At 25.2% G+C, this 852-nt stretch carries 1 protein-coding gene and 1 pseudogene; both read left to right on the top strand.

Annotated features, from left to right (window positions below; translation table 11 throughout):
• Positions 1 to 441 (top strand): hypothetical protein (locus AJ932_RS08360; RefSeq protein ID WP_186820609.1); only part of this gene is annotated, 441 nt, incomplete at its 5' end.
• 8 nt (positions 442 to 449) lie between these two features.
• Positions 450 to 852, top strand: a pseudogene (locus tag AJ932_RS10810) (hypothetical protein); the annotation flags it as partial.

Raw genomic sequence — 852 nt, 5'->3', positions numbered from 1 at the left:
ATAGTATTTCCTAGTCAATTAGAACTCAATGATAAACCTTTGGAAGATGTGAGTTATACATTTGTTCCGGTTTTAAGAGGTTTATATTCAATGTTTAAAATTACAAGTAGACTTAATAGTGGTTTAACGCGACAAGAAGTAGTGAAAATTATTGAAAAACTACAAAAAGGTAGCAGTGGGAATATTCGCCTTTTGAAAAATAAAAAAGAATTAGATGAACTGTGGCAAAAATTAATAAAAAATGCCACAAAGTTAGAAGAAAAATATATTCCTATAAAAAATCATAAAACAGGACAAATTACGCAAGAAAAATTTATAAGATATAAATTGAATGATGGAATTGATATTATATACAGAACAGGTTCTGGAAGTGGGGGAGAAACAATAAATATTTATGGTAAAAATCCAAAGCTCAATAAAACTATTCATATTAAACCATAGGAATAAAAGTGAAAAGAATAAAAGTAATATATGCAATGGGTAATCCTATTTTTTCTTATAAAGAAAAAGATGATATAGGATATAAAAGTTATGAAAATTTAAGTAAAGTATTAAATAATAAACCATATTTTTCTGAAATGGATTTACTTTTAGAATATTTAAGATACACAACAAAAACAGATATTCTCTTAGCATTTGAATATTTATTATTAAAACTTATTGATGATGAATTTTTTGCAAGACATGAAATAGATGCAAATATCATTCAATTTTATAATATTGATAGTCTTAACAACACTCCTTCTTTAAATACACCCAAACCTACCTATATAAGTGAATATATTAATATCTTGGGGCAACTTTTTCTAGCAGGTTATATAGATTTTGGATCTTATTGTGATGAAGATAGAA

Source organism: Campylobacter sp. BCW_6873, from assembly GCF_001762365.1.
Lineage (GTDB): Bacteria > Campylobacterota > Campylobacteria > Campylobacterales > Campylobacteraceae > Campylobacter_D > Campylobacter_D jejuni.
This window is presented reverse-complemented; position numbering and strand designations above follow the sequence as displayed.